Genomic DNA, 26,020 nt, shown 5'->3' with positions numbered 1-26,020 from the left:
TTACTAATTAAGTATTGCATTAGAATATAATATAAATGATAATGATTATCAATATTAATTGTATAAAAAAGAAATAATGAATACCTCCATACAACAAGCTATGTTAAAAGATCAAGATAATTGGGAATCTAATGCTAGAAGTTACCCAAGAAAAAATCCTCTAGTGATAGAAAAAGCCCAAGGGATCTATCTAACAGATATTGAAGGAAAAGTATATATTGATTGCTTAGCTGGAGCTGGCACCATAGCTCTTGGGCATAATGATCCTGAAATTACAGATGCCTTATCCTCGACTTTAAGTAAAAAAGTGCCAATACACACTTTAGACTTACTTACTAAAGAAAAGCATACCTTTATGAATGATCTCCTAAATACATTACCTAAATCTTACCATGGAAATAGGAAAGTACAGTTTTGCAGCCCCAGTGGAGCTGATGCTGTTGAAGCTGCTATTAAACTATGTAAAACAGCAACAGGTAGAGAAACCATAATAGCTTTTCATGGCGCTTATCATGGTATGACACAAGGAACACTATCTTTAATGGGAAACCTAGGCCCAAAACAACATATTAATGGTCTAACTCCGTATGTGCATTTTTTACCTTATCCATATGCTTATCGCTGCCCTTTTGGATTAAAAGGTGAACAAAGCATTGATGTAAATATCCAAATGATTTCACGTTTATTGAAAGATCCAGAAAGTGGCATAAAAAAACCAGCTGCAATTATTTTAGAACCAGTACAAGGCGAAGGTGGAGCTATAGCTGCGCCATCCAAATGGTTAAAAGCTATTAGAGAAATTACTAAAGAGCTAGATATTCCTCTAATTGTTGATGAAGTTCAATGTGGTATAGGTAGAACAGGCTATTTATATGCCTTTGAAAAAGCTGGTATCGAGCCTGATGTAATAGTTTTATCAAAAGCTCTAGGAGGAGGCTTACCAATATCTGTAATTCTTTACAAAGAATACTTAGACACATGGAGTCCTGGAGCCCATACAGGAACTTTTAGAGGTAATGTGTTAGCCATGGTTGCCGGTAGCATTGTTTTAAATAGAGTTAACAAACCTGAATTTCTAGAACATGTAAAAGAAACTGGTAAATACCTACTTGATAAATTAAATGAATTAAAAAATAAATATAACATCATCGGAGATGTACGAGGTTCTGGCTTAATGATTGGTGTAGAAATTGTAGATACAACATCTAAACCAGACATTATAGGAAGTTACCCTGCAGATGGAGAAAAAGCCTTAAAAATCAAAAAAACCTGCTTCGATAAAGGCCTTATCATTGAATTAGGAGGACGCTTTGGAGCAACTCTTAGATTCCTACCTCCTCTTACCATAAAAACAAAGCAAATTGACCAAGTAATTAAAATATTAGAAAGCTCGATTAAGGAAAATATATGAGCCTAGAACTTGATAAATATTTTTTAAACAACTCGATTCAAAGTATCGACACATATACCTATAGCATGCAAAAAGCTTTGAAGATAATCTCCAATAATTTAAAAAATAATGAGATTTTTAGTGCCAAAGCAGCAAAAGATTTAGAAAAAATAGCTAATCAATTTAATATAGATGAAAACCCTAATGATATTAGTATAATTCTTGAAGAACAGTTAAATGATATTTTTAAACATTCTTTAAACGTAAACTCTCCAAAGTCGATGGCTCATCTACACTGCCCCGTAATGGTACCATCACTAGTTGCTGAAACCTTCATATCAGCTTTAAATCAATCTATGGATTCTTGGGATCAAAGCCCTATTGCCACATACATAGAGCAACACATTATTAACTGGTTAAGCTTATTAATCTACAAAAAGAGTAATTTATCTGATGGGGTATTTACTAGTGGAGGAACACAATCGAACTTAATGGGTTTACTTTTAGCTAGAGATCATTTCTGCAAAAGTACTCTCAACCATAAAGTAGCAGATAAAGGTTTGCCAGATATTGCTAACAAATTTCGCATTCTATGCACAGAAAAAACACACTTCTCCGTGCATAAGTCACTAGCCCTTTTAGGCTTAGGTAAAAACTCTATTGAGATTGTAAATACAGATGATAATTTACAACTAGATACGCAAGACTTGGTAGTTAGGATAAGTAACCTTAAAGCCCAAAACTTAATACCAATATGTATAGTTACTACTGTAGGAGATACTGATTTTGGATGTATTGATAATATTAAAGAGATAGCAGAAATTGCAAAAGATAATAATATCTGGCTTCATGCTGATGCTGCTGTTGGAGGAGCTTTACTCTTGTCAGATAAGCACAAATATCGACTTGATGGTTTAGAATTGGTTGATTCAGTAACTGTTGATTTTCACAAACTCTTCTTTCAGCCTATTAGCTGTGGAGCTTTCTTTTGTAAGGATAAATCAATATTAAAACTTCTTAGCTACCATGCTGACTACCTTAATCCAGATAAAGATGGCTTTGACACTATAAATCTAGTAGATAAATCGATTCAAACTACTAGAAGGTTTGATGCTCTTAAACTCTCTATTGCCTTAAAATGTAGTGGAACAAAATTATTTTCAGAATGGATTAATCATATTATTGAAACAACAACTAAAAGCATCCAATCATTTAGCAAAGATAAAAATCTACAATTAGCTTTTCATGAAACTCAACATCTTAACAATAGCCTTAACACTATTGTTTTTAGATATTTTGATGAAAATTTAAATCAAGAAATACTAAATGCGATTAATAGCAAGATTCATAAGGCTATCTTTCATAGTGGAAACTTTGCGATTGCACAAACAAAAGTAAATATGAATACGTACTTAAAGATTACCCTTGTCAATCCTATGGTTACATTGGAATTAGTAACTGAGTGTCTTAACCAAATAAAACTATATGGCAATTTATTTAAAAATCAAATAGGAGTAAATAATGATGATTAAATATGCCAATGAAATAACCCTTAAAAATTTTCTTAACTGCTATTATCGAGAATATGATAATTATAAATTACATAAGACCTCTAATGGTAATTACTGCTTTAGCATAGATCTAGATACCATTAAATCCAAGTTTGAGATTTCAGTAAAAGTCTCTCCGATTTTAAGATCACCAACATGGCAGCTACCTTGCTACATCATTAAGAATGAAAGAAAATCAGAGCTAGATCCTCTTGAGGCGGTATTTTTAATTACTAAAGAACTCGATAAGACTAATGATAATGAAATTATAAATAGAATATCAAATTCAGCAATAAATATAGCTAAGATATTACAAATTAGAAAACACAAACTAGATGAGGTTTTTGGCTATAAAAATCCTTTTATTACAAATGAGCAAAATCTTTTAAGAGGCCATAGATTACAACCCGATCCCAAAAGCAGAGAAGGTTTCTCAGATGCTGAATTTATTAAATACTCTCCCGAAACAAACGGACAATTGCAACTTTATTATATGTATGTTGATAAAAGCATTTTAGAAGCACAATCTTTACTTGACAAAACTACAAATGAACTATTTCTAAATTTTTTAGCAGAAAATGATCTGCCTAAAAAGATAAATGAGAATTATGAACTTTTTATACTCCACCCATGGCAAGCTGCGTACCTAGCTAAACAAAACGAAATTCAAAAATACAAATCAGACAATAAAATTATTGATATAGGTATTACTGGACCCTGGTTTTACCCAACAACTTCTGTCAGAACTGTATATTCCCCAGAAGCTAATATTATGCTGAAATTTTCGCTAAATATTGCTATCACAAACTCTGTAAGAGTAAATCTTGCTAAAGAGTGTAAAAGAAGCTTATCTGTACATAAGCTCTATACAAACCACCTTAAGCCTGTTTTAGACAATCTGTTTCCTTACTTTAACCTAATTACAGACCCAGCTTATTCAGCGATAAAGATAAATAACAAAATTTTTGACCCTAGTATATGTATTATTCGTAATGCTAATTTTAATCCACAAGATGATATAGCGTGTATTGCTAGCTTGACTGAACCAAACCCATTTAACGAAAGAACTCGTATCAGCTCATTAATTCAATATTTTAGTGTTCATAATAATTCTAACACCCATGATGCAGCACTTTGCTGGTTTGAAACATACCTTTGTGTAGCTATAGCTCCTGTACTTTGGTTATATTCAAAGTATGGCATTGCTCTAGAAGCTCATCAGCAGAATTTACTAATCAAATTAGAAGATGGTTTACCAGTAGAAAGCTTTTACCGCGATAGCCAAGGATACTATTACATAAAAGACCACGAAGGATTAAGAGAAGCTGACTTTGGTGATATTAAAGATCTCTGTGAAGGTTCACAAGACTTTATCGACCACCATTTTTGTTACTATTTTATAGTTAATCAACTAATTTCTGTGATAGAAGCTATAGCCAATACTGGTTTTATTAGTGAGCTAGATCTAGTAAAAATGACTATCGACTTTTTTAAGAACTTTCCTAATAAATATCAAATTTGCGATGAATTTATAAAAAAACTTCTAAGTCTAGATCAACTACCGTTAAAAGCTAACCTTCTTACGAGACTAAATGGTCTTGATGAGTTACAGGCCCCATTAGAAAGACAATCAATCTATGTTGATACAAAAAACCCATTTAAGGAAAACTATGAAAATTTATGATGTTATTGGAATAGGGATAGGACCATTTAACTTAGGGCTATCTGCTTTATTAAATGATAAACCTATAAATAGTATTTTCTTTGAAAAAAAAGATAGCTTTAGCTGGCATCCAGGTTTAATGATGGATTGGACAACATTACAAGTACCATTTCTTGCAGATTTAGTAACTATGACTGACCCGACTAATAAATTTAGTTTTTTAAATTATTTACAGCAAAAAAATCGTCTTTATAAGTTCTACTTTAAAGAAAATTTCTTTATCACTAGACAAGAATATAATGATTATTGCTTGTGGGTGGCTGAGAACTGTCAATCATGTAAATTTGGTTATGAAGTTACACATATAAAGCATACAAGAATTTCAGGGGATGAAACTTGGGTTGTCACAGTTAAAAACATTAATAATAAAGAGCAACAATACCTAACAAAAAATATTGTATTAGGTCTAGGGACAAAACCTCACCTTCCATCTTACCTTTCTGACACGGAAAATGTACACCACAGTAGTGAGTATCTCGATATAAAAGCCCAAGCATTAAAAGGTCAACATATAACGTTAATAGGTTCTGGGCAAAGTGCTGGGGAGATATTCTTAGATTTAATGAAATCAAAAAATGACTCTACCCAAATTAGCTGGGTAACAAGAAGTAAAGGATTTTTCCCTATGGAATACTCCAAACTTGGTTTAGAGCACTTCTCACCTGAGTATATTGATTATTTTTATAACCTTCCACAAACTAAGAAACCTAAGCTTTTAATGGAACAAGATTTACTCTATAAAGGGATTAGTGCAGAAACCATATCTAATATTTATGAGGTTCTTTATCAAGAAACAGTTCAAAATAAAAATAATGCTGAACTTATTTCAAACAGTGAGTTACGTAATACAGATTATAATAACGATAAACTTAACTGCTTTTTTTATCATAATCAACAAAATGAAGAGTTCTTAATTAAGACAGACAGAGTTATTGCAGCAACTGGCTATAAATCAGATATTACTCACTCACTTGCAAATATAGAGAAATTTATTACCAAAGACGAAAATGGTAATCTACTTATAACTAGAGATTATAAGTTAGTAACTCAAGACACAAATCTAAATATTTTCGTGCAAAATGCTGAAATGCACACTCATGGTGTAGGAACACCTGATTTAGGCTTAGGAGCATATAGAAATGCTGTAATAGCAAATAAATTACTTCAGAAAGAGATTTACAAAATTTCATCGAATAATATCTTTTCTACATTTGGAGTACCAAAGAAATATTTAACTCAAAAATCCAGTATCAAAGCTGCATAAACATGCAAAAATTAGGAGATAATTACTATGAATACTAAAATAAATTACTATAAATTAGCAAGCACACGACTTCTAGAAAAAATAATTTCCGAATTTAGTTATGAAGGAATTTTTGCTCCAGTTCAAAACGATGCTGATCAAGAGATCTATACCATAAAAATAACACCAGCTATATATTATAAATTTAAAGCTACTAAAAGAATTTATGGTAATTTGATCGTTCACCAAAACTCCACCATAAGACACGAAAATGACTGCTCAGAAGTTGCTGATGATGCTATAAAACTTATTATAGATACTTTACCTATAACTAAAATCAATCCTGTAACAACTGCTCATTTTATAAAAGAATTAAATAATACTATATATGCAGATATTGCTATCTTACAAAAAGATAAGGTCTCTGCTAGCGAGGTCTATAAGCTCCCTTATGCTTATATAGAAGGTAATATGACAGGACATCCATGGTTTGTTATTAACAAAGGTCGTATTGGTTTTAATTCTTCTGATCATGCCAATTATGCTCCAGAAATGCAAAAAGTTATAAACCTACCCTGGGTTGCGATAAATAAAGATCTAATAACATTCTCATGTATTTCCAATCTAAGCTATTCAAAAATAACGCAAAAAGAGATACACCCTGATATTTTAGAAAGTTTTAATAAAACTATTATGACAAATAATAAAAATCCTGATGATTACTTTGTTTTACCAGTTCATCCATGGCAATGGGAAAATATCCTAAAACAACAATTTACCAAATACATAGCTGATGGTGAAATCATATTTCTAGGCGAATCTACAGATCAGCATTTAGCTATGCAATCTATAAGGACTCTTTCAAACATATCTCACCCAGAAAAGCACAGTATAAAGCTCCCTCTTAATATATTAAACACTGCTGTTTATAGAGGATTACCTAAAAACCAAACCATCAATGCTCCGATGCTTACAGAATGGGTTAAAACGATAGCCAAAGAAGATGACCTTCTATCTACATGTAACTTTATTTTATTAGGTGAATTGGCAAGTGCATACTGCAAACATCCTTATTACTCAGACATATCAGAATCTCCTTACTACTTTACTGAGCAACTAGGAGCAATATGGCGAGAAAGCATTCATTCTAGGCTTAAAAACAATGAAAAAGCTATAACTATGGCAGCTTTAACTTACATTGACCCTGATGGTAAAAGTGTACTATGTGAAATGATAAAAGAGTCCTCTCTTAATGTAAGTCAATGGTTAGATATATTTTTTGAGAATACTATTCCTGCTTTGCTTCACTTTTTATATAAATATGGCATGGTATTTTCACCACATGGTGAGAATAGTATATTAATTATTGAAAATAATCTTCCCGTTGGTCTGGCTATGAAAGATTTCGTTGACGATATTAATATATGTAAAAACCCAGTTGAAGAATTAGCTACATTACCACAAGAAGTAAAAGATGCCATCCCTCAAGTAGATGATGACTATTTACTGCAATTTATTCATACTGGTCTCTTTGTGGTCCATTACAGATACATATCAACAATACTTGCTGATAAGCTTAACTTTCCAGAATTATATTTCTATCAAAAACTACACGAATGTGTTGAACGCTACCAGACTAGTAATCCAGAATTAAAAGCTCGTTTTAAACGTTTTGATTTATATAAAAAAAGCTTTGAGAAACTTTGCTTAAACAGATTAAGAATATTTGAGGTTGGATATGGGGATTATTCTTCTAGACCTAAAGTTATCTCAACAGGTCAACTTGAAAATCCTCTTTACCTTGGCAAACGTTTCAAAGAAATAAATACCCAAGAGTTCTACTACAACAAAGTATCATTTAGGCCTTTTTGCCTTGAGAAAGACTTAGACACTATTCATAAATGGATGAATAAACCACATGTGGCTAAATTCTGGAATCTTGATAAGCCTAAAGAACACCTAAAGAAACATTTTTGTAACATGTTATCAAACACCAATCAAAATCTATTTATGTTGTCAATAGATGGTAGAGAAATTGCATATGCAGAAATTTACAATGCTAAAAAAGATCGAATCGCTGAATATTTTCTTGCTAATGATAATGACTACGGTTGGCATCTTTTAATAGGCCCTGAAGATGCTATTGGCAGAGGGTATTCAAAACTACTCGTTGAAGCTCTTAGTAAATATTGCTTTTCTGAATTAGGCGCTGATAAGGTGGTTTTTGAACCTGATGTTAGAGTTATACCATTTCAGAAAATAGCACCTAAAATAGGCTATAAGAACCAAGGCCAAATAAATCTGCCAGAAAAACAAGCGTATTTATTTATTTGCTCAAAAGACTCTTTTAATGTTGGGAAAGAATTATGATTGAATGTGATACAACAAAGTGGCCTATTGTTAATATGCATTTTGGTAGCTACCCAACTTATAAGGACGCTCTTGATTGGCTTGATAATTGTAGTGAAATTCTTAGAAGGCAACAAAAGTTTCTAATAATCAGCACTTTCTCTGAAAACTATCAGTTTGAACATAAAGCTAGAATAAAGCAAGCAAAGTGGTTTAAACAGGCAAAATCAGAGCTTGCCAAATGGTGCCTTGGTATGATTAGAGTTACTCAAGACCCTATTATGATAAAAAAGATCAATACTCCCGCTATGGATAAAGGCATGCCTTTTAATTGTATAGCAGTCAAAGATATCTCTTCTGCAAAAGAAAAAGCTTATCAAATACTTATAGAAGGTAACTTAATATGAAAAAACAAAGTTTTGACCTTATAGTATTATACCTAGCTCAAGCTATTTCTTTATATTTTTGTACTTTTGGGTTGCCTACCATTTTAAGGTCTGAAGGAGTTTCTTTAGAAAGAATCGGGCTTTTCAGTATTTTATTATTACCATGGGTTATAAAATTTTTATGGGCTCCATTTGTAGATAGAAAATACATACATAAAATAGGTAGAAGAAGAAGTTGGTTTTTAATAATGCAATTTTTTACTATATTACTATTTCTAATATTTTTCATTTATAATCCTAAAGATTATACAAACTATATTTTCTTATTTGCTTTTATACTGTCGACTATTGCAGCAACTCAAGATATTGCTGTTGACGGATTTTCAATTGAACAAACTAAAGCTAAAAACTTACAATGGAGTAATTTCTATAGAGTAATTGGCACAACCTTAGGTAGTTTAGTAGGAGGTGCATCCTTAATTGCTTTATATAATATACTTGGTTGGCATGAGATAATTTTATATTTAGCTATTCTAAGCATTGGTATTTGCTTATATATGTTCTCTATCAAAGAAAAAAATGAAAATGTCCAATATCAACATAATATACCCTCTATAAAATCCTTTTTTAAAAGAACTGAAACAAGAACTCTTTTAATAATTTGCCTAAGCTACAGAGCCTGTGAAGGACTGGTAATGGGTATGCAATCATCGTTTTTGGTAGACTTGCATATTCCTTTAAGCACAATAGGTGTGGTAATGGGAACTGGTAGTGCTATTATAGGAATCTTTGGTGCTGCTGTAATTAGCTATCTATTTAATTTTTATAAGGAAACAGCATTATTAACTTTATTAGCTATAATACGCGGTTTTTGCTATTTTTCTCTTGGTTTTATTAGCTTTAGTGGAATCGACAACTCTACAATAATATTTAGTATAGTATTACTAAATATGACTTCTCGTCTTATGGAAATGATTGTTCTATATACTATATTTATGAAATTTAGTTCAAAAAACCAAGCTGGAACAGACTTTACGATCTTAATTTGTTTTGAACTTCTAATATATATATTAGGAATGTCTGTAAGTGGCTTCTTAGCTGCAAATATAGGTTATAGCATGCTTTTCACGTTAGGTGGAGCTATTTCCATCCCAGGTTTTTTAATAGCTTATTTCTTTTTAAAAAAACTAAGCTACAAACGATTGTAAGATCCTAAACTAGGAACTCTAAAACTAGTACTTATAGTTAATAAAGCCTATAAACCCTTAAATTCAAAACCAATTTTTTGTTTTTTACAATAGAGTATTCCTTCTTCGTATTTTTCATTCAGTAGGTCGCAATTGCCATAGAACATTGGAACATCATGATTGCTTTTTAACGAATTTACAATCTCTTCAATCTCCCTACTGTGTTTATTTTCAATATTATGCATACCATTTTTTATACCTTCAGTTGCTAATTTTGAGTATGAACCTAACATTCTTTTTTCAGTTACTCCCCCTAAAATTTTAATAGCTAACTCTGGTGTCAGATTTACTTTGCCATTATAAACTTTAAGGAAAAATAAGTCATCAGAACCAAACAGTCCAGCTGAACCTTTCGATAATTCAGAACTTAGAATATCAGTTTTTTTATCCTTCCTTTTATCCACAATAGATTCAAAAAGGTTATAATAAATACTATGTTCTAATTTTATAGAATATGGTTCTGATTCAGTTATCCATGGGTCTATTACAATATGCTCGTAATTCTCAAAAGCATCCTTACGTCCATTTTCAGTTCTCCAGTCTATTGAGTCTCCTATTGGCACAAAACGTGTAAATGAATTATCTTCACGTTGATATTTTTTAAAACTAAGAATAGTATAATAATGGTTCATACAGTGGTTATAGGCCCAAGAAACATTAACATGGCCTTTAACAAATATCCTTCTCATTAACGCATAGCAGGCAGAAGAAAATTCTTGACACATACCTGAAGTTGTTTTACTTGGATTTTCTTCTGCAGATGTAAAAACAGCCATAGCAATTCGTAAAGGTCTAGTTGGCATCGATTGATATGACCCTTCTAAAGGAGTTTTCACCTCCTTACCATAGGTAAAGAAAGTATCACGATCCATATTAAAATATGTTCTTGACATATCAGAATCAAACTTTTTAAGTTTTTCCTTTTCTCCTGGCATAAGTTGCTCTACGCCAAACCTTTCTCGACGATGCTCAAATATTTTGTTAAGTTGCTCCTCCTCAACTTTGCTAATTTTTCCATTTTCCTTTCGGCTTATCAAGCCATCAAGCCTATTTAAAGACTGTAAATCATCTCCAAGCATACGCTTATCACTTCCAAATTGGATACGACGAAGGTTACTGTATTTTTTTGCGTTTTGGCTCTGCTGCTCATTTAATCGCGTTGCATTTGACCAATAATACTTAACTCTCTCATATTCTTGTAATTTTTTAATCATTACAGCTTTATCTAAGTCTTTAAGTTGGGTCTTATTAACAGCCACACCTAAAATATTCTTAACCCCTTTAGCTATATGATTGGACGCTTTAATTGCGACATACTCTGCTTCACTTATTTGTATTTTTTGCATATCTAGTTTCCCTTTTCGTTGGTACTTTATATCTCTTAACTTTAGTATCGACAATTTCCTAGTACTGGATATGTAGTCTATATGAACCGATTTGGCTCTACTTTACCGAACCAGTTTTTTCAATTTTTGGTTATGAAGATATATTATCAATTAAAAGAATTATTTCATATATAGTAAAATTAACAGTTAATAACTATTTTTAACAAGAAGTGGTGTTATTTTTGTTTATTTTTTGTTGGTAATTATACTAAGACTTATATAAGCTTTATTTATTAAATATAACTTCACGCCTTATGGAAATGATTGTTCTATATACTATATTTATGAAGTTTAGTTCAAAAAAACAAGCTGGAACAGACTTTACGATCTTAATTTGTTTTGAACTTCTAATATATATATTAGGAATGTCTGTAAGTGGCTTCTTAGCTGCAAATATAGGCTATAGCATGCTTTTCAGTTAGGTGTGGCTATTTCCATCCCAGGTTTTTTAATAGCTTATTTCTTTTTAAAGAAACTAAATAATCAAAAAACCTCACACAACGTTTAAAATAATTTTTAACGCTCTTCTAAGCGGTTCTGCAGCACCCCATAGTAGCTGGTCTCCAACGGTAAAAAGCTGTATGTGTTTATTTGATAAGTTTGTCTTTTTGAGCCTTCCTACAGCGATGTCTAAAGTATCGGTTACAGCTAGAGGGGTTAAATATTTAGCTGTTGCTTGTGGTGTATTTTCTATTAGTTTAACCCAGGGGTTAGCAGATGAAATAATATCTTCTAAAACTTCTATAGAACATTCTCTTTCAAGTTCAATCGTAAGAGCTTGACTATGCGCTCTAAAAACTGGTACTCGTACACAAATGCCATCTACTAATATAGGTTTATTTCTATTGAGAATTTTATTTAATTCGGCTTGAGCCTTCCATTCTTCTCTACTTTGACCATTCTCTAATTTTGAATCAATAAAAGGAATTAAGTTAAATGCTATTGGCGCGAAATATTCTGAACAAGGAAATCCTTTTTGGTTAACAGTTTCATAAAAAGATAATTCTTTTGGATCTTTAATACTTTTAATTATCAGGTTACTTTGCTGGATCAATTCATTAATAGCTTTTGCTCCAGATCCTGATACAGCTTGATAACTCATACTGGAGATAGATCTAATCAAATTAGATTTAATTAATCCATGAATCCCTAGCATCATTAAACTTACAGTACAATTTCCGCCTATAAAATTTTTTATCCCTTTTTCTATAGACTCATAAATAACTTCATGATTTACAGGATCTAAGACTATGGTACTATCATCGTTCATACGTTTCTCAGAAGCTGCATCCAACCAAAAACCTTGCCAACCTTTTTGATTTAATTTATGCAATATTTTTTGGGTATATTCACTGCCTTGGCAAGTTACAATAATATCCATATCTAAGAGTTTACCTAGATCATAAGCATTTTCTATAGTTCTAGCAAGGTTATTAATCTCTGGAGCTTTTTGACCATATAAACTAGTGCTAAAAAATACAGACTTTATAGAATTAAAATCACCTTCTTCTAACATTCTTCTTACAAGGGTTGAGCCTACCATACCGCGCCAACCAATAAATCCTACCTGTTTCACATAAATCCTATTTTAAAAAATATCTTACCATTATACAATAATGATAATCATTATCAAGTAAAGGGAGAATAATCTTAAAATACTAAATGCTTATATATCTCTAGCGGCCTTGGATGGTTTTTAGATTAAATTTATGAAATTGTTTTAAACTTCGTTGTACCTTAAAATGGAATCTGGGTATTAAAATTTAGTTCCAATAACCACTAACTTCAAAACGATCGATAAAATGTTGACTAAAGTGGGTCTTGTTAAGCTGTAAATTATCTAAAAGCGCTTTGTATTGACCAGACTGAAAAATATAATGTAAAACATAAAAAACATTACCTTTACCGACAATTTTTTCGACTTTCTGTTCAAATCCAGTAAAGTCAGCTTTCTCATCGACATAATCATCAAGAAGCTCGCATAGCTTATCCATATCTTTTTCATCAACTCTGTCAAAAAATTTAGCGACTTCATAATGAAATTCATACTTACTATCATGAAAAAAAGGGTAAACGTTGCCTTCCCAAGCTACTTTATAACTATCTTCAACGTAGTTACTACTTAAAATATTAAGCTTCATAAGGTCATAATAAAATTTATTTGTATTCACAGATTTCACCTATTTATTTAATTCTTCTTGGACAATTTGATTAACTTGCTTAGGGTTTGCCTTGCCTTTACTAACTTTCATAGCCTGACCGACAAAAAAACTCATAAGTTTAGTTTTACCCGCTTTAAAATCATCAGCCTGCTGCGGGTTTGCTTTGATTATCTCCCGCACCAATTCACGGATTGCACCCTCATCTGAAACTTGTTTTAGTCCAAGATCTTCTATTATTGTCTCAATATTTCTTGGACTCTCGATGTAGCTAGACATTACCTGCTTAGCTGCCTTTTGGGAAATAGCATCCTTCTGCACAGACTCTATAATTTGACCTAAAATATCAGCTGGCAGAACAGCTGCACTAAACTCTTTTTCCAGTCTATTTAATATAGATATCAAATCAACCGTTAACCAATTATATGCAAGCTTATAATCAAACTTTGGGATAAGCTTATCATAGTAGTCCGCCAGCTCCAAATTAGAAAGTAAAAACTCAACCTCTTGGTCCCCTAAATGCTTATGGTACAACTCTTCACGCTGCTCTAGTTTTAAAGGCATCTGGCTTTTTATTTCTTCGATATACTCATCTGTTATCTTTAGTGGTAATAAATCAGGATCTGGAAAATAACGATAATCAAAAGCATCTTCTTTTGCACGCATAGAGCGAGTTTCATTAGCATCAGCATCATAAAGTCTAGTCTCTTGGATAACTACCCCGCCTGACTCCAATACTGCCACCTGACGAGCATATTCATACTCAATAGCTTTATCTATAAATCTAAATGAATTTATATTTTTTAATTCTGCTCGAGTACCAAATTCTGCTTGACCTTGTGGTCTAATAGAAAGGTTAACATCACATCTAAATGATCCTTCCTGCATATTACCATCACAGATATTCAAATGCTTAACCAATTGATGTAATTTTTTTAGATATACTACAACCTCTTCAGCTGACCTAAAATCAGGATAGGTTACTATTTCTAAAAGAGGTGTACCTGCACGATTATAATCTAGCCCCGTTTCGCCGGCCACATAACCATGTATGGATTTACCAGCATCCTCTTCAATATGAGCTCTTTCTATACGGATAACTTTGTCACCTTTTGATGTTTGAATATCAAGTTTACCGTCTTGTACTATAGGATTATTAGACTGACTAATCTGATAGCCTTTTGGAAGATCCGGATAAAAATAATTTTTACGCGCAAAAAAGCTATCTTTTGAAATCTTTGCATCAACTGCTAAACCAAAAATTATCGCTTTACGAATAGCTTCTTTATTAACCACAGGTAAAGTTCCTGGCAATCCTAAATCTAAAAATGAAGCTTGTGAATTTTGATGCTGCCCATATTTCGTTGCAGATGATGAAAATAGCTTAGATTTAGTATTTAATTGAATATGGACTTCTAGTCCTATTACCATTTCCCAATTCACAATTAAACCCTCGCTTGTTGTAAAATAAAGTCATCAACGCCAGTTTGCTTTTGATACTGTGTTACTAACTGCGTCAACACACCATCATTAAAAGCTCTCCCTATAAGCTGACCACCTATCGGTAACTTATTAACAAAACCTATAGGAAATGAAATAGCTGGCAAACCAGAAATATTTGCTGGAATAGTATAAATATCTGACAAATAAGCTGATACAGGGTCTAACTTTTCGCCTTTTTTAAAAGCTTCTGATGGTGATGTTGGCATAAAGATAGCATCAACTTTAGAAAATATTTCATTCATCTGATTTGTCATTATTCTACGTAGTTGCTGAGCCTTATTATAATAAGAGTCATATTGGCTAGAAGCCAACACATAATTACCTATCATAATCCTACGCTTAACCTCTTGACCAAAACCTTCTGTTCTTGATAGTTTATATAATTCTTCCAAATCTCTAGCTTTGTCATTACGATAACCGTATCTTACCCCATCGTACCTAGCTAAGTTCGCCGCAGCTTCAGCCGGAGTAATAATATAATAAGTTGACAAAGCTTCTTTTAAACTAGGTACTTTAATTGACCTAATTTCAACACCCATTTTTCTAAAATTATCTATAGAATTTTGTATCACAGACTGAAATTCACCAGCAAGACCTTCTAATAGACTTTCATCGACTCCTATTATCTTACCAGCAATATCTTTCTCTAAATCTTTAGTAAAATGGTTTTCTGGAACACCTACACACGTAGAGTCAAACTCACAATCTCCAGAAATAGTATCTAACATAATAGCAACGTCTTCAGCATAATGACCAAATATACCAGCTTGGTCAAAAGAAGATGAAAAAGCCACCATGCCGAACCTTGAAGTACTTCCGTAGGTGGGTTTCATAGCCGTTAGCCCACAAAAACTTGCTGGTTGCCTGACAGACCCACCCGTATCAGAACCAGTACTAACAGGGGCAAATCCTGCAGCAACAGCTGCCGCTGATCCACCTGATGAACCACCTGGAACTCGATCTAAATCCCAAGGATTACTGACGCTTCCGTAATAACTATACTCGTTTGCTGAACCCATAGCAAACTCATCCATATTAAGCTTACCTAAAGTTACCATCCCTTGGTCTTTACATTTTTTAGTAACTGTAGAATCATAAGGAGATATAAAATTACTTAACATCTTTGAAGCAGCTGTAGTTTTAATACCCTTGGTACAAAAAAGGTCCTTGTGCAATATAGGAATACCCGTAAGTAGTTTTTGCTCACCTCTAGATATTGCACTATCAGCCTCTTGAGCTTCTTTTAAAGCTTCGTTCTCACATAATGTTATAACAGAATTTATATCTCTGTCGAAAACCTTTATCTTTTCTAAATAACTTTTAGCTAAATCTGCTGCGCTTACTTCTTTATTATCTAATCTTTTTCTTAACTTTTTAATGTATGACATTATTTATCCTACTTAACAACTTGTGGCACCATAAAATAATCATCTACGATTTCGCAAGCGAATTTCTCAAAACTTGCTCTATTATCTTGGTCTTGTGGAACATCTTGACGAAATTTAAAGTTCTTTTCTATAGGTGACACCATTGGTTCAACTCCCTTAGCGTCAAAATCTTTAACCGTATCTAGAATCTCACAGATATTTGTAAGATCTTTTGTGTAATGCTCTAGCTGTTGCTCATTTAACTCGAAATTAGATAGCTTAGCTATATGCTTGACCATGTTTTTATCCATACAAAGCACCCTATAAGTTTTTAATAAAATAAATTACTTGTAAAATTATAGTGCACTATAAAGTATAAAAAAAGATCATTAGCTTAAAATCAGTCTAAACCTACAAATTAACCTAAGTGTAACTAGTTATATCCTTATACTTTTTTAGTCTCTTGCTCCTCGTACATATTAATATATAACTCACTACTGTTAAGATTTATAGGAAAACCATTATATCTACGCCATAGTTCATAACCAAGACTAACATCTCCCAGTAAAACCCAACCATGGACCTTTGTGCCCAAACGTAAAACATTTGGCGATGGCCAGTCTCGTTTTCCACTTTGTTTTATAAAAACTTTAAATTGACCGCGAAAGTTGTCTTGAGGAGATATAAAGATAACCTCTCCTTCAAAAGTTCCTATAGCAACCTGAGGCCAGCCACTAAACTGTATAGCTGGCCACCCTTCAAACTGGAGCATCACTTTATCACCAATACTAATAAGCGGAATATCCATGCTATTTACCCATAGTTGGACAATCCTTGAGGCGCTCTCTGGGACAATAGTTGCTAGAGTATCAGTTTCTTTGACTATAACCCCTCCAAACCCATGCATACGGTCAACGATTACTCCATCAGCGTGTGCTGTGACAAGGCGGCTTTTTTGCCTAGCAATTTGAACCTTGATTTTTGCCAGATCAACATTAGCATTAGCAAGATCTTTAGTATAATTAACCATCTCCATTTGAGCTTGCTCATATATCCTCTGTGTACTGGCACCCTTTTCAACTAAATATTCATGTCTTTTTATATTTTTCTTAGTATTTTCAATAGCAAGCTTAATTGATTTAATACCTAACTCTATAGCCTCTTTTTCTTCTTCAAGTCTAGATACAACTTCTGGGTCCAAATCCAGAACTTCTACGATAGGATCTCCTTTTTTGACAACATCTCCTTCAACAACATACCATGTTCCTAGCCTACCACCAATTGGTGCTGAAATATTTTGTTGCCTATCAGATGGTGAACGTGTTGTCACCTCACCATAGCCATCAACTGTTTGTTGCCAAGGTATCATAGCTAAAGTCATGACCGTTCCAAAAATACATAATACAACTAAAAATATTACTCTCTTTAAGCTAGGATCTCTTTTTAGCATTTTGCTTGATTCTAATTGCATAAAAACACCTTTTTACTCTATAGATATGATTAACGTAGGTACCATAAGGTTTTCAAGAATCTGAACTACCGTCTTATCCTTACACCTATTAGTTAAACCATATGAATCGATCAGTATCAAAAGCTTTGGTTGTTTTAAAATTGCTCTTATGATATTTACCTTTAGTAATACCAGAGTGTCAAACTCAAGGTTATATTTCACTATCTGGGAGTCTATTTTCTGCTCAAAATACTGTTCAAGAAAACTTATATCAAAAATTTCCAATAACTCACTTAAATACCTTAACTTAGCTTGCGAATAACCAGACTCACATAAGTTGTCTAAAACTGTCCCTGAAACAACTTCAACACCACTAGCGATATGTAAAAATTTACCTAATTGCTCCTTTTTATAGTTTCTAATACAAACTTTATCTATTTTGATAACCTCTTTAGCTGTATCATCAAAAAAACTATTTAAAAGAGTCTGCGCGTTTACTGTAGGTAATGACAAAGTATTAATAATATTACTTTTAAAATCTAGAAGATAGTTATGTTCATTTAGTTTAATTTCAACATCCGTAATCTTAGCTGCTAAAACTGCTGCTTGATGCTCTTGTGGTATCTCTTCTTTTTTAGCTATTTCTAACAGATCTAAAACCTTTCTGACTCCAACTAAAAATCCATAACAATCATATAAGTACTGACTAAATTTAAGGAGTCCTAAAAGCATAATATTAACTAATAACTCAGCTGCTATAAGCTGGCCTATTGATAACTGCCCATTGATAATAAGATAGCTTCCTATACCCAACAACAAAATATTAATCAATATGTATGTCAGTCCTATGTATATATGTTGCCTAAGTATCACACTAAAAAACTTTGATCTAGAATCCAAATAATCACATAATTTCGTATCAATTTTCTGGACAGACATTTCAATCGGCCTTTGTCTAAAAGATAAAAATTCTGCTGTTTTCTCCTCAAACCATTCCACTACGTTATAAACTGCTGTAGACTCAGAAAGCCCAGCTTCATAACCAGCCTTCATTGGCAAAAATATGGCTAAAACTATACATAACACAAGTAAAATATCAAAAACCAAAAACATGGGATGATAAAAAGCCAAAATAATTACACAAAATAGTGTTTGAAGGAAAATATCCAGTAAGATTATAAAAATAACTGCTATAGATTTTTGTAAGAATTTAAGCTCAAATATTCTATTTAGTTTCTCTCTTACATTTATTTTCATCAAATCGTTAAAATCAACTTTATAAATGCAAGAAATTATTCTAAGTAGCGTATTCACAAACACCTTTCTTTGAAGGTCTTCTACTAGCTTTAACTGAAAAATCCTTACAAAAAAAGATGCTGTAAGTAAGATAAATAAAATTGTTATCAATGAAATTACAGGCCTAACAGACAAACTAACGCCAACCAAATTTACTAGAGTTTGTACAGATATAGGAACTGCAAGAGAAAGAAACCCTAACAATAAACTATATATAATCAGGATATATACTGTTTGTCTTGGTATGTTAAGCACATATTTTATTTGTCTATATAGCACGATAAAAAGGTAAAATTTATTATAAAAAACTTATACTAAGTTAGTATAATCTAGATTTTCTTAAAGTCCACTTGTATAAAACTAATATGAGTAAAGATAGAAATTTAGATTAAGCTTTTACAGCTCTCTCAAATACATGTTCTATCTCTTTTAGATACGTTTTTTTGATACCTTCAAAATCCATTTCTGGTATATCAAGAGTAATATTATGCCCATCTTGCATAACTTTTTGTAAATTTATAGAGAAAGATTCTCCTGATTTCAGATCAAACGCTACTTGCTGCACGATCTTGTAGCAATCTTCACGCATAAATGGAGTATTTGCAACCAAGAAGTGAAGATAAAAGCTTGATAAATATGCGCTTGTACTTCTTACCCTACCTTCAATAATGTCCTTTTGTACTACAAGATTATCTATAGTACTTTTCATTCTACGTAGTGCATAAACCATAATACCAAAATTATCAGGCAGGTAAAAACGCTCTGCTGAAGAGTGTGAAATGTCTCTTTCATGCCATAACACACAATTTTCTAAAGCAATAGATACATGTGATCTAAGCATTCTAGCCATACCTGTTAAGTTTTCTGTAGAGATTGGATTTTTCTTATGCGGCATAGTAGAAGAACCTTTCTGCCCTTTTGAAAAACCTTCATAAACTTCAAAAACATCACTTCTATGCAAATGTCTAATCTCAACTGCTAGTCTCTCAATAGCTGAAGCTATAAGCCCATGAATTGATATTAATTTAGCAATTCTATCTCTAGGAATAACTTGCGTAGAAACTTCCTCGACTGGCAAGCCTAGTATATCAGCAGCTTTTTTCTCATCTTCCGTAGTTAAAATACAATAGTTACCAACAGCACCTGAGAACTGTACGGTAAGCCCATCTTTTTGAAACTCTTTAAGATCTTTTAGTCTGCGTTTAAATTCCACATAAGCACCTAAGAATTTTTGACCAAAACTCATGGGTTCTGCAAACATACCATGACTTCTACCCATAGTGATAATTTCTTTCGTCTGTTGAGCTTTTGCAAGTAATGAATCACAAAGAGCTTCTAAGTCCTTGGTAACATACTCCATAGATTCACGAATTTGTAAACTAAGAGCTGAATCAATAATATCTGATGATGTAACACCAAAGTGAAAAAATTTGCCTGTTTCAGCTGTAAACTGCTCAGCTATAGAAGTACAAAAAGCGATAATATCATGCTTTGTTACCTTCTCAATCTCATCAACTCTTTCTGGTCTAATTGCTGCTTTAGCTCTAATTTCAGCAGCTGTACCTTTTGGTACCATTTTATCTTCTAAAGCTTCTAATATAGCTAACTCAACCTCAAGCATCTTAGCGTATTTATTTTCATCTGCCCAAATTTTTGAGATCTCTGCTACATCATATCTTTTTATCATTTCACTACCCTATTCGATAAACATGTATAAGTACCCCGATACATCAGACACAAAAAGCATATGGCTAAAAATACGCAGTACCTGTATACAATGATTTACTTGATTCAACATAAATATATTTTAATTCTCTCAAATGGAGTCATATTGTCAACATTTTTATAAAAGCTAGATTGTATTCTGAAAGTTTTAAAATAGTTGAAAGAGAGTTTCAGAAGTAGTTTATTAGGTTTGTGAAGGTTAAATAAATGAAAAGGAACTAAAAATGTCCCATAGACATTTATGCTTGAATTAGGATACTCAGAAGCAGCAATAGCTAATTATGTTAAACAAATTAAGCCATAAAATTTAATACGTATTATCAATTACTATAATGTTTTTTGTTAAAAATTTTTAATAAAATAATAATACTAAGATTTTAATTAAGGCTTCAAATGAAACTGTCTACTCTTGATTTACAAAAAATGCTTGGTTATAAAATAAACCAGAATGGAATGTGCTATGGAATAGCTTTTATGGCCATACAAGCAATCCTTAGAAATGATTTTAAAACGTACAGAGACCGTTTAGACCTAATTGATTCTTATTATTCTAAAATTAAATATATAAAAGAAGTGGATGATATAAGCAAAGCTAAGGACCCTAAATATGAAGGCTTAGTAATTAGAACACCGTATTCTTTCAAAATACGAGTAGACAATGACATTATTGAATATAACTATGAAAACGTTGCTGATGACCCTCAAAAAAATATAGCTTTATATTGGTTAAAGCACGACATAGAAAAAGCCCAAGAAAAAAGATGTAACAAAAATACAAGAAATTATCTAACTTATAATGATCATCAATTACTAGATATCTTAAGCTGGTTTGACGGAGTTCAAGTATATTATGGGTTAGACACAAAATCCCTTGACAAAGATAACAAATATCGCTTCGGCATCCAAAACTACCAGAAATCTATAGACTTTTTCAAAGCTAATGATAGTAGTAATATATATCTTCACTCTAGTAATTTGACAATTTTTACATTAGAAGTAGCTAAACAATTATACAGAAAAATAATTCTAAGCAATACACCAATAGCTTTTTCTCTATCTAATGGTCGCCATATCATAACAATAGGTGGCAGTAAAAAAGAAGGGGTGCATCTAATTAATCATGATTATAACGTGAAACTTTTGCCTATTTCTTATCAGCTAATATATACAGATATTTATACAAATCTTTATGATAAGTTACCTTCTAATGTAAATGACGAGGCTATTTATATTAGCGAATTTAAAAATGTTCAAGCTCAAACTTATAATGCAGCTTACTTTAGCATAGATGAAAAACATACAATATTCCCACAACAACAAGTAAATAACTTATTATCTTTAGCGCTCATTGAAGGGCATGCTGAGGCTGTTAAAGCATACATTGGAAGTATTAAAGACATACCTATGGCTCCCATGATCAACAAAGAAATGCTTTTAGCTGCGAAAAGTAATAAGGGTTATCCCGGGTTGTACATGGCTTTACAAAACGGTCACGCCGAGACAGTTAAAGTGTATATTGAGGGTGTTAAAAACATACCAGGGATTAATAAAGATATGCTTTTAGCTGCGAAAAGTAGTAATGGCACACCAGGATTGTACATGGCCTTACAAGAAGGGCATGCTGAGACAGTTAAAGTGTATGTCGAGGGGGTTAAAAACATACCAGGGATTAATAAAGAAATGCTTCTAGCTGCGAAATGTAGTAATGGCACACCAGGATTGTGCGTAGCCTTACATCAAGATCATGCTGAGACAGTTAAAGTGTATGTCGAGGGGGTTAAAAATATCCCTGAGGTCAATAAAGACAATCTTCTAGCTGCGATAAATAGTAAAGGCGCACCTGAACTATCTATAGTTTCACTTCCAGACCCTCTAGAAATCAGGAGAAAAGAATGCTTTATATGGTTTAATGATCAGATAAATAATATAGTGAAAGGCCCGTTAGAACAATCAACTATAAAAGACCTTGCTGTATTAATGAAAGAAATAGAGCAGGGCAAAATCATAAAACATAAGTGGATTACATTTTTTCTCGTCAACGAAAAACAATGCATGTGGGTCAGTAAATTACGTGATAGATTCTACGTATTACTAAATGCCCTATCAAACCATGATCCCTTAGAATTTGGGAAAAAAACCACCTTTATCTGGTTTAATGATCAAGTAAATGATATAGTGAAAGGCCCGTTAGAACAATCAACTATAAAAGACCTTGCTGTATTAATGAAAGAACTAGAGCAGGACAAAATCATAAAACATAAGTGGATTACATTTTTTCTCGTCAACGAAAAACAATACATGTGGGTCAGTAAATTACGTGACAAATTCTATATATTACTAAACTCTCTATCAAAGTAACTTAACTCAAAGTCACGGTAGCCGTGTCTAAAAATTAAACAGCTTGTAAAATAATGAATCTCCTTCATATAGATTATAGTTACAGACCCAATTCAAAGACAAATTGATCTATATATTTTGAAATCTTGATCGATTTGGGTGATTTAAGATTAATGTTTTAATGCTGAGCATCTCGAGCAACTATTCTAAAGTTTTTCTTTATGTTTTATTAATATTGTTGATATTTGGATATACTACTCCCTAGTAAGGCAAAAATTTGGTGGGTCAAGTACTACAAGACATTTAAGATTGAAGCAAATAGATTTCAAATAACTTTTACTATACATATTCTATGTAGTAGCTCAAACTTGATCTGACAGTCACCAATTAATTTGAGACTGAATTTATTTCTAAACTAGTGTCAGATTTATCAAACATATTACCTAAATTTTTCTCTTTTGCCAAAGGTTTTGAGTCAATAAAAGTTTTCATAGGCGTTTTTCCATAACAGTGCTTACCAGAATGTGGTCTATCGTTATTGTAATAATCCAGCCATATATCAACATCTTGCTGAATCTCCTCAATCGTTGAATAAACCTTTTTTCTAAACATTGTCTCATAACATTCATTTTTCATAGTTTTATGAAATCTTTCACAGATACCATTAGTTTGAGGGGAGTTAGCTTTTGTTTTAGTATGGTCAATGTCTTCTATGCTTAAGTACATCTGGTAGGAATGATTCTCCAGCTTTCCACAATATTCCGTGCCTCTATCTGTTAATACTCTTAATAGATCTATTCCATGTTCCTCAAAGAATGGTAATACCTTATCATTAAGCATATCAGCAGCTACTATTGCATTTTTTTCTGTATATAACTTAGCAAATCCTACTCTAGTATACGTATCTACAAATGTCTGTTGATATATCTTACCTATACCTTTTATATACCCTACATAATAGCTATCTTGAGATCCTAAGTAACCTGGATGATGCGTTTCAATCTCACCAGTAGCAACCTTTTTAGCTTTTTCTTTTTCTAAAGCTTGTAATTGAGCTTCTGTAAGTATAAAGCCATCTTGAGCTACTTTGGTCTCTAGTGCTGTTAATCGCTTCTTAAAATTCTCTAAGTCATGTCTAAGCCAAATAGATCTAACTCCACTTCCTGAGACTAATATTCCTTGCTTTGCTAATTCATTTGATACTCTATGTTGTCCATACGCCGGATATTCATAAGCCATATTAACTACTGCTTGCTCAATATGTGCCTCAACTCTATTTTTCTCTAATGGCTTCTTACGGGATATTTCTTGTAAAGCTAATTCTCCACCATTATCGTATAACTCTTTAAAGCGATAGTAGCTGTCTCTTGAGTAACCCATCACTTTACAAGCTTGCTTGACATTACCTAATTGTTTTGCTAATTCTAACAGACCTAATTTGGGTTTGATTATCTTTTGAGATGCATTCATTTTATTCTTCCTTAATTTGACATCTTATTTTATACACAATGTCAGATTAAGTCAAAGCTATTACATATTCTAACAAAATTTGGGCTTGTCAACATTAGATTTCAACAGGCCCATAATCTCAAAAAATCAACTATTTATTCAACAGTCTTTACAATCTCATTTAGTACTAGGATATTTGGTATACTTCTAAATGCTATTTTTAGTGGTCTTACCTTAACTGATTAACTATTCTCTCAGATGTACTTATAAACTCTTTTAATACAGCTTCGCATGCCTCCTGATTATTTATATTTTTATTGTTAATCCTTCGTAAGTTTTTTTCCAAAAAATTTCCTTCAATTTCGAGGAATTTAACAGCATTCTCTTTAGAAAACCTCCTGAGGTTATTTACATTATGGTTTGTTAAAAGGTGATGTAAAGGAAAATGTTTTTCCATTCTATCTTGATTGGTTTCATTAGAGTAGTCTAATTTTCGGGATATTCCCTCAAAAAATCCTACTATACGAAAATTGTGTTTGTTTGTAGTAAAACAAGCTTTTTTTTGAGAAGATCTTTTAAATAGATAATCTAAATCTGCATATCTTTGACCTCCATAAACCCCTTTACAGTCTAATATGGCGTGTCCAAAATCAAAGGCTTTGATATTAAAAAAAGCTTGATTCCCATAATTAAACTTAATCCATTTAATATTTTTCATATGCATGTCGCCATGTTTTATCCCATTTATAAATAAGATAAAGTGTATGAATAATAGCTGATGGATGCAGCTAAAAAGCTGTTGTCTTTCGATTATTTCATTGTATCCTTTAGTTATCATATCTTCATATAAAGATACTTTGCGAAAATCTTCTTTTTGCCGTCCATAGAGCTCGCCAACGTCTTCATCTAATTCATTTTGAAACGAAATAAAACTGTTAAAATATTCTTTTTGGATTCCTCTTTCTGCAAGGAATTTTGGAATATAAGTACTATTATTGAGGATATTTTTTACTGAGCTTTCTTTATCATAATCACTTCTTCCACTGTCCTTCATTGTTATAACATAACCTCTATATGGATCAAATTTTTTATTCACACCTCCTTGAAGATCTTTAAAATCAATACTTTTGACTTTATTTGATTCTTTCTTTGTAAGGTTGTTTTGGTTTTTTATGATAAAATATATATACTCTTCAAAAGCTGCCATCACGTCTCTCCTTATATTTAAACCAAATTAGATAACAAAAAACATAATAGATAATATAACGCAAAAGCTATACGACCACCATATAGTCTATATGATAGACATGATTAATTATTAATAGAAGCTGTCCAATATTTTAATTAACCTCAGTTCGGAATTAAAAGAGTTGTAAATTAAAGGTTTGAGAGTATTTTTAGGTTAAAATAAGCGAAAAACCTTTAAATTTCGACAATAATGATAGATCAACTTATTTCAAC

General features: G+C 32.2%; 19 protein-coding genes. 8 read left to right on the top strand and 11 right to left on the bottom strand.

Annotated elements, in window-relative coordinates; genetic code table 11:
• The first annotated feature begins 76 nt into the window (after positions 1-76).
• Genes FRA_RS00645 through FRA_RS00615 form a run of 7 tightly spaced genes read left to right on the top strand, consistent with a single transcriptional unit; the run spans position 77 to position 9,849 of the window.
• Positions 77-1,411: a diaminobutyrate--2-oxoglutarate transaminase family protein gene (locus FRA_RS00645; protein ID WP_035720767.1), complete on the top strand. Its 1,335-nt coding sequence runs from the start codon at positions 77-79 to the stop codon at positions 1,409-1,411.
• Complete coding sequence (locus tag FRA_RS00640) at positions 1,408-2,922, top strand: pyridoxal phosphate-dependent decarboxylase family protein (protein WP_035720764.1); 1,515 nt, start codon at positions 1,408-1,410, stop codon at positions 2,920-2,922. The genes FRA_RS00645 and FRA_RS00640 overlap by 4 nt, the downstream gene beginning before the upstream one ends.
• The gene (locus FRA_RS00635; RefSeq protein WP_321174130.1) at positions 2,912-4,624 is read left to right on the top strand and encodes an IucA/IucC family protein; all 1,713 of its coding nucleotides are present in this window, start codon (positions 2,912-2,914) and stop codon (positions 4,622-4,624) included. The genes FRA_RS00640 and FRA_RS00635 overlap by 11 nt, the downstream gene beginning before the upstream one ends.
• Positions 4,611-5,927 carry a lysine N(6)-hydroxylase/L-ornithine N(5)-oxygenase family protein gene (locus tag FRA_RS00630; protein WP_035720761.1) on the top strand — a complete coding sequence of 439 codons (1,317 nt, stop codon included), beginning with the start codon at positions 4,611-4,613 and terminating at the stop codon, positions 5,925-5,927. Before FRA_RS00635 ends, FRA_RS00630 begins: the two co-directional genes overlap by 14 nt.
• A gap of 27 nt (positions 5,928-5,954) precedes the next feature.
• Positions 5,955-8,276 carry a GNAT family N-acetyltransferase gene (locus tag FRA_RS00625; RefSeq protein ID WP_035720759.1) on the top strand — a complete coding sequence of 774 codons (2,322 nt, stop codon included), beginning with the start codon at positions 5,955-5,957 and terminating at the stop codon, positions 8,274-8,276.
• The gene (locus tag FRA_RS00620; protein WP_035720756.1) at positions 8,273-8,662 is read left to right on the top strand and encodes a hypothetical protein; all 390 of its coding nucleotides are present in this window, start codon (positions 8,273-8,275) and stop codon (positions 8,660-8,662) included. Before FRA_RS00625 ends, FRA_RS00620 begins: the two co-directional genes overlap by 4 nt.
• Positions 8,659-9,849, top strand: coding sequence for an MFS transporter (locus FRA_RS00615; RefSeq protein ID WP_035720753.1), 1,191 nt, complete (start codon positions 8,659-8,661; stop codon positions 9,847-9,849). The genes FRA_RS00620 and FRA_RS00615 overlap by 4 nt, the downstream gene beginning before the upstream one ends.
• Before the next feature lie 47 nt (positions 9,850-9,896).
• Here FRA_RS00615 and FRA_RS00610 read toward each other — a convergent pair whose 3' ends face one another.
• The 9 genes from FRA_RS00610 to purB form a co-directional block, all read right to left on the bottom strand.
• Positions 9,897-11,234, bottom strand: coding sequence for a hypothetical protein (locus FRA_RS00610; RefSeq protein ID WP_035720751.1), 1,338 nt, complete (start codon positions 11,232-11,234; stop codon positions 9,897-9,899).
• A 532-nt stretch (positions 11,235-11,766) separates the two neighbouring features.
• Positions 11,767-12,849, bottom strand: coding sequence for an aspartate-semialdehyde dehydrogenase (gene asd / locus FRA_RS00605; protein WP_035720748.1), 1,083 nt, complete (start codon positions 12,847-12,849; stop codon positions 11,767-11,769).
• A gap of 187 nt (positions 12,850-13,036) precedes the next feature.
• Positions 13,037-13,444, bottom strand: coding sequence for a hypothetical protein (locus tag FRA_RS00600; protein WP_035720746.1), 408 nt, complete (start codon positions 13,442-13,444; stop codon positions 13,037-13,039).
• 9 nt (positions 13,445-13,453) lie between these two features.
• Positions 13,454-14,875: an Asp-tRNA(Asn)/Glu-tRNA(Gln) amidotransferase subunit GatB gene (gene gatB, locus FRA_RS00595; protein WP_035720743.1), complete on the bottom strand. Its 1,422-nt coding sequence runs from the start codon at positions 14,873-14,875 to the stop codon at positions 13,454-13,456.
• 2 nt (positions 14,876-14,877) lie between these two features.
• Complete coding sequence (gene gatA / locus FRA_RS00590) at positions 14,878-16,323, bottom strand: Asp-tRNA(Asn)/Glu-tRNA(Gln) amidotransferase subunit GatA (protein WP_035720740.1); 1,446 nt, start codon at positions 16,321-16,323, stop codon at positions 14,878-14,880.
• An 8-nt stretch (positions 16,324-16,331) separates the two neighbouring features.
• The gene (gene gatC, locus FRA_RS00585) at positions 16,332-16,613 is read right to left on the bottom strand and encodes an Asp-tRNA(Asn)/Glu-tRNA(Gln) amidotransferase subunit GatC (RefSeq protein WP_035720737.1); all 282 of its coding nucleotides are present in this window, start codon (positions 16,611-16,613) and stop codon (positions 16,332-16,334) included.
• A gap of 134 nt (positions 16,614-16,747) precedes the next feature.
• Complete coding sequence (locus FRA_RS00580) at positions 16,748-17,773, bottom strand: HlyD family secretion protein (RefSeq protein WP_051686790.1); 1,026 nt, start codon at positions 17,771-17,773, stop codon at positions 16,748-16,750.
• A 12-nt stretch (positions 17,774-17,785) separates the two neighbouring features.
• The gene (locus tag FRA_RS00575) at positions 17,786-19,327 is read right to left on the bottom strand and encodes an ATP-binding cassette domain-containing protein (protein WP_035720734.1); all 1,542 of its coding nucleotides are present in this window, start codon (positions 19,325-19,327) and stop codon (positions 17,786-17,788) included.
• A 109-nt stretch (positions 19,328-19,436) separates the two neighbouring features.
• Complete coding sequence (gene purB / locus FRA_RS00570; RefSeq protein WP_035720731.1) at positions 19,437-20,735, bottom strand: adenylosuccinate lyase; 1,299 nt, start codon at positions 20,733-20,735, stop codon at positions 19,437-19,439.
• Positions 20,736-21,166: 431 nt separating this feature from the next.
• Between purB and FRA_RS00565 the strand changes: the two genes are divergently transcribed.
• On the top strand, positions 21,167-23,131 hold the full coding sequence (locus FRA_RS00565; RefSeq protein ID WP_051686789.1) for an ankyrin repeat domain-containing protein: 1,965 nt from the start codon (positions 21,167-21,169) through the stop codon (positions 23,129-23,131).
• Positions 23,132-23,497: 366 nt separating this feature from the next.
• Here FRA_RS00565 and FRA_RS00560 read toward each other — a convergent pair whose 3' ends face one another.
• Together FRA_RS00560 and FRA_RS00555 are read right to left on the bottom strand one after the other, a co-directional pair.
• Positions 23,498-24,580 (bottom strand): IS481-like element ISFw3 family transposase, encoded by a 1,083-nt coding sequence (locus FRA_RS00560; RefSeq protein ID WP_035719039.1) that lies wholly within the window; start codon positions 24,578-24,580, stop codon positions 23,498-23,500.
• Positions 24,581-24,788: 208 nt separating this feature from the next.
• The gene (locus FRA_RS00555) at positions 24,789-25,766 is read right to left on the bottom strand and encodes a hypothetical protein (protein ID WP_035720729.1); all 978 of its coding nucleotides are present in this window, start codon (positions 25,764-25,766) and stop codon (positions 24,789-24,791) included.
• Positions 25,767-26,020: the final 254 nt, after the last annotated feature.

It is taken from the genome of Allofrancisella heilbronnii (assembly GCF_000710735.2).
Taxonomy (GTDB): Bacteria; Pseudomonadota; Gammaproteobacteria; order Francisellales; family Francisellaceae; genus Francisella; species Francisella frigidaquae.
Note: the sequence above shows the minus strand (reverse complement) of the source record. Positions and strands in the feature narration are given on the sequence as shown.